At 70.8% G+C, this 5,183-nt stretch carries 4 protein-coding genes and 1 pseudogene; 3 read left to right on the top strand and 2 right to left on the bottom strand.

Annotated features, from left to right (window positions below; translation table 11 throughout):
* Both AB0M52_RS30185 and AB0M52_RS30180 read right to left on the bottom strand, forming a co-directional pair.
* The coding region (locus tag AB0M52_RS30185; protein WP_363960775.1) for a LacI family DNA-binding transcriptional regulator at positions 1-676 on the bottom strand (676 nt) is incomplete at its 3' end.
* 216 nt (positions 677-892) lie between these two features.
* A complete protein-coding gene (locus tag AB0M52_RS30180) occupies positions 893-2,146 on the bottom strand; it encodes a cellulose binding domain-containing protein (RefSeq protein ID WP_363960773.1) in 1,254 nt (417 codons plus the stop codon).
* A 318-nt stretch (positions 2,147-2,464) separates the two neighbouring features.
* Between AB0M52_RS30180 and AB0M52_RS30175 the strand changes: the two are divergent.
* The 3 genes and pseudogenes from AB0M52_RS30175 to AB0M52_RS30165 all read left to right on the top strand — a co-directional run.
* Positions 2,465-3,277 (top strand): annotated as a pseudogene (locus AB0M52_RS30175) (polysaccharide deacetylase family protein); the annotation flags it as partial.
* A 59-nt stretch (positions 3,278-3,336) separates the two neighbouring features.
* Complete coding sequence (locus AB0M52_RS30170; RefSeq protein WP_363960771.1) at positions 3,337-4,500, top strand: glycosyltransferase; 1,164 nt, start codon at positions 3,337-3,339, stop codon at positions 4,498-4,500.
* 40 nt (positions 4,501-4,540) lie between these two features.
* Positions 4,541-5,183 (top strand): DMT family transporter (locus AB0M52_RS30165; RefSeq protein ID WP_363960769.1); only part of this gene is annotated, 643 nt, incomplete at its 3' end.

Genomic DNA, 5,183 nt, shown 5'->3' with positions numbered 1-5,183 from the left:
CCGCCTCCGGCCAGTCGCTCGGACCGGCCACGTGGTGCACGGTGGCGTGCCCCAGATCGAGCAGATGCCGGGTGGCCAGCCGCGCGCCGCCGGCATTGTCGATCTGCGCGCTCGGGATCGCGTCGCTGCACCCCCCACCCACGGTCACGCAGGCCAGTCCGGCCGTCGCCTGGGCCAGCGCACTGGCCATGGACGTCTTGGGCGCGATGGCGATGAGCCCTTCGACCGACTGACGACGCAGCCATTCGACCGCGTCGAGCACCGACCGCCGGTCCAGGTGACGCACGCTGGCGACGCTGACGAAGTAGCCTGCGGCGCGGGCAGCGCCCTCGATCGCGTATAACATGGACGTCGGCCCGTACAGCGGGCTCTCGTAGCCGACGATCCCGAGCGTGCCGGACCGGCGGGTGACCAGCGCGCGTGCCGCCGGATTCCGCTGGTAGTCGAGTGCCCGCATCGCGGCCAGCACCCGCTGCCGGGTGTCGTTGGCGACATAGGGATGTCCATTGATCACCCGGGAGACCGTCTGGGCGGACACCCCCGCCAGATCGGCGACGTCCCGCATGATCGAACGGCCGGGTCGTCTGGCCAACACCTCGGCACGGCCGCCGCGCGACGCGGCGGATCGGGCCAGCCGTGCTCCGCCTGCCGGTACGCGGCCATTCTTCTCGATCACAATCTGCCCTCCTCGTTCAGGAGGGCCCCTCGACGTCTGCGGACCGCCGCCGAGGGGCCGGTGGTACTCCGTCGGGCCTCGATCAACCCGAGTGGCCTGATCTCCGACAATGGACGCCGAAAACGATTTCGGCAATGCCTCGGCGAAAATCATGCCGTCCGCGCCCGCCGGACCGCCCTGGCCCGGCGGGTGCCAAGCCAGGGCGGCAGCGCGGGATCAGTAGCCGTAGCGGCTCTTGAGGTGGCGCCACCAGTCGCGGAACATCCAGGCGTCGAACTCGGTGATCGAGCTGGCGCTGCCGGCGCGCATCAGGAAGCCGCCGACGCCGCTCGGTGTCCAGTCGTAGAAGTCGTCGAGGCCGAAGGTATGGCCGATCTCGTGGAGCAGGATGTGCATGTTGTCGGCGTTGAGGTTGGCCATGAAGTACTCGCGGCCCATCCGCTGACCCCAGTCGCCGCCGGCTCCGCCGCCGAATCCGTCGGTCAGCCACAGTGACTGGTCGTAGTGGCGGGCGGCGCCGCCGGGGCAGTTGGGGTACTGGCCGTTCTGGTTGAAGAACCGGCCGCAGGGCTCGGAGCACTGCGGGGCGTTCTCCCGGATGTTGTTGACGTAGATGTCGACGGAGTTGTCGCTCCACTGAAGTTGGTTACGGTCCCGGACCGCCCAGCCGACCACCCGCACCGGCACGTCCCGGTACGGCCAGGCGTTGTGCCCGACCATCACGTCCATCCACTTCTTGTACTGCCGGGCCAGAGCGGCGTGGATCTGGTCGCGCTGGGTGGCGGTGACCGTGGCGCTGGAGTCCCAGCGGACGCAGAAGTTCAGGTAACCGCGGTTGGCCATCACCTGGTCCCAACCGTAGTTCCGGAACGCGTAGAGGTTGCCGTTGTTGTACGTCTGCTCCACGTGCTGCCACACCTGGTTGAGCGGGGTCACCAGGTTGGCCGGCGGGTTCCAGCCGCTGGTCGGTGGCGGACTGGTCGGCGGTGGAGTGGTCGGGGTGGGCGCCGGTGTGGTCGGCGCGGGCGTGGTGGGCGCCGGGGTGGTCGGCGCGCCGGTGCACGTCACGCCGTTGAGGGCGAACGACGTCGGAGCCGGATTGCTCCCGGTCCAGGAGCCGTTGAAGCCGAACGAGGTGCCGACGCCGGTGCCCAGGGCCCCGTTGTAGCTCACGTTGGTGGCGGTGACCCGGTTGCCGTTCTGGGTCACGGTGGCGTTCCACGCCTGGGTGACGGTCTGCCCGGCCGGGTAGGTCCAGGTCAGCGTCCAGCCGTTGAGGGGGTCGCCGAGGTTGGTGACGGTGACGTCGGCACCGAAGCCGCCGGACCACTGGTTGGTGATCCGGTAGTCGACCCGGCAGCCTGGGGCGGCTGCCTGGGCACCGGTGACCGCGAGCGCCGCGCCGCCGGTGGTGGCCAGGGCGGCCAGCACCGCCACCACCACCCGCGCACCTGTTCTGGACAATGTCATGGGATGGTCCTCCGGGTCGGGCCTGGTGGTCGCCGGCATCGACCGCCAGGACGGCAATTGATTGTTGTCAATCGAAACTAAAAAGCGGCGGACGGTGGCGACAAGTCGGTGCCCCCGGTGTTCGCAGAACGCGCTGTTAATCGTCCGGACACCTTGCCGAAAAGGTTTTCGTCCACCAAGGTGGCGCACCACCCGTCGGTCTCCGTCCGGGCCGCCGGCAGATCGGGATCCCGGCGGCCGCCTGCCTAAGCCGGACCGGAACGGGTATGCCGTCCGGCGCTGCTGGTGGTGATTGCGAGGGCTGACATGCGGCGAACCGTGGTGGGGGCGGCCGCCGTTGCCGCGTTGGGTCTCGCGGCGCAGGCACTTCCGGCGGCGACCGCGAGGGCGTCGATACGCCGTCGCCTCTGGCCCCATCTGTCCGGTCTGGGGCCACCCACCCGCATCGCGCTGACCTTCGACGACGGTCCCGACCGGCGTTCCACGCCGCTGTTCCTGCGGCTGCTGGAGCGGGCGCAGATACGGGCGACGTTCTTCCTGCTCGGCTGCATGCTCGACCGTGATCCGGGACTCGGCCGGGAACTGACCGCGGCGGGGCACGAGGTCGCGGTCCACGGCTGGGCGCACCGGAACCTGCTCTGGCGATCTCCCGCCGGGACCTACAACGACATCGCACGAGCGCGGGACCGGATCGCCGTCGTGACCGGACACACGCCGGTCTGGTACCGGCCACCGTACGGGGTGCTGACGACGCCCGCGGTACTGGCCTGCCGGCGGTTGGGCCTGACTCCCCGACTCTGGACGGCATGGGGGCGTGACTGGGAGGCCAGGCGGCCACCGGAATCGATCTGGCGGACGATGGTCAAGGATCTTGCCGGCGGGGGGACCGTCTTGCTGCACGACTCCGACTGCGTCGCCACGCCCGGAGCCTGGCGGGGGACCCTGGCCACCCTGCCGTATCTCATCGAATGGGCCCGTGACCGGGACCTGACCATCGGCACCCTCGGCGCACACCAGGCGTCCGACGCCGGCACATAGCGTCCGCGCCCCATGTCCGCGGTGCGGACGGCACCGCCGGTGCTGGCATGGCGGTGGCGAGGGCGGGTAACCGCGATCGGTGAGCCAGTGGCAAGAGCGGACACCCTGGGGCCGGTGCCGTCATGTCTGACGGGTCCAGGATCCGATTGCCCATGGCCGGAGCTGCGCCCGCCGGAGACCATCAGGTGTCCGGCGACGCGTCCAACCGACCGGTCCGGGACCGGATCGTGGTCGTCTCCGCAGACATCGGCGCTGGACACGACGCCGCCGCCGCCGAGCTGGCGGACCGGCTGGCCGCCGACGGGATCGTGGTGGAACACCTCAACTTCTTCGCGGCGCTTCCCCGGCCCATGCACGCCGTGGTCCGCGAAGGCTACCGGGCCATGCTCAGCTGGCTGCCCTGGAGCTACGACGCCCTGTTCACGATCACCGACCGCTCACCGCTGGCGGTCACCGCGATCCGAGCTGCGCTGCGGCTGGCCTCCCGGCGGATGCTGTTGCGGCTACCGCCCGGCACCAGTCTCGTCGTCACGACCTTTCCGTTCGCCAACCAGCTGCTCGGACCGCTGCGCCGCCGGGGACGGCTCAGCACACCGGTCATCGCCTACGTGACCGATTTCGTCGTCCACCCGACCTGGATGTCGCCCGGCGTCGACACCTACTGCGTCATCCACGACGCGGCACAGAAACAGGCCACCGCGCGCGGTGCACGCGACGTACGGGTGGTGAGCCCGCTGGTGTCCACTCGGTTCACGCCGCTGCCCACCGACCGCAAGCGCGAGGCACGCGCCCGCTTCGGGCTGCCAGACGAGGACCGGCTGGCGCTGATCGTCGCCGGCTCCTGGGGAGTCGGCGACGTGGCCCGCACCGCTGCGGAGGTGCTCGCCACCGGCTGCGTGAAACCGGTCGTCGTATGCGGACGCAACGAGCCCCTGCGAGAGCGACTACAGGGCTTTCCCGGATACGTGATGGGCTGGGTCGACGACATGCCCGCCCTGATGCGGGCGGTCGACGTCGTGGTGGAGAACGCCGGCGGCCTGACCTGCCAGCAGTCGTTGGCGTCCGGGCTGCCGACCGTCACCTACCGGCCGATACCTGGGCACGGCAGGGCCAACGCCGAGGTGCTGGCCGACGCCGGACTGACCACCTACGTCACCACCACCCGACACCTGCGGCCGGTACTCACCGCGCTGACCGCCCCTGAGACCACGGCGCACACCGCCATCGTCACCGCGACCGACATGGCCACGGTGGTCTCGGAAGCCGTCCGGCGGTCGGCCGGCCGACCGCCCGGCCATCGCCGATTCCGCCCATGAAGAAGCCGCGGCTGGTGCCCGATGCGCCAGCGCGTCCGTCATGATCCTCGCCGCGCTCGCGGCGGCGCTCTGCTTCGCGCTGTCCTCGGCACTGCACCAGAAGGCCGCGAAGCAACAGCCCCAGCGGGCCGCGCTGGATCCTCGCCTGATCCTTCGACTGGCCCGCAGCCGGTTGTGGCTGTCGGGCTTGATCCCCGATTCGGCCGGCGTTGCCCTGCAGGTCGTCGCGCTCCGGCTCGGACCGCTCGCGGTCGTCCAGCCCGTCATGGCCAGCGGGCTGTTCATGGCGGTGCTGATCGAGGCCGCCCTGATCCGGCGCCGCGTCGCCGGACGGGACCTGATCGCGGTCGCCGTGGGCGTGGTCGGACTGACCGCGTTCCTTGTCCTGGCGGATGTCCGGGCCGGCGTGCGCAGTCCTGCCCCCGCGGCGTGGACGGGCGCCGTGGTCTGCGCGGCACTGATCGTGGCGGCCTGCGTCCTGGTCGCCCATCGGCTCGTCGACACCGCGCGAGGCGCGGTACTCGGGGCAGCCAGCGGGGTCGCCTACAGCCTCGCCGCGGCACTGGCCAAGGGCGCCGCCGACCGGTTCCACGGAAACGTACTTCAGACCGTGGTCAGCTGGCTGTTCCTGGCCCTGTTGGCGGCCGCGGCCGTCGGGCTGCTGCTGAACCAGTCCGCGTTCC

The organism is Micromonospora sp. NPDC051296 (genome assembly GCF_040682255.1).
Lineage (GTDB): Bacteria > Actinomycetota > Actinomycetes > Mycobacteriales > Micromonosporaceae > Micromonospora > Micromonospora craterilacus.
Note: the sequence above shows the minus strand (reverse complement) of the source record. Positions and strands in the feature narration are given on the sequence as shown.

Bases quoted from the DNA above. Each gene is read 5' to 3' on its own strand.
- AB0M52_RS30180 (WP_363960773.1), bottom strand. From the start codon at position 2,146: ATGACATTGTCCAGAACAGGTGCGCGGGTGGTGGTGGCGGTGCTGGCC.
- AB0M52_RS30170 (WP_363960771.1), top strand. From the start codon at position 3,337: ATGGCCGGAGCTGCGCCCGCCGGAGACCATCAGGTGTCCGGCGACGCG.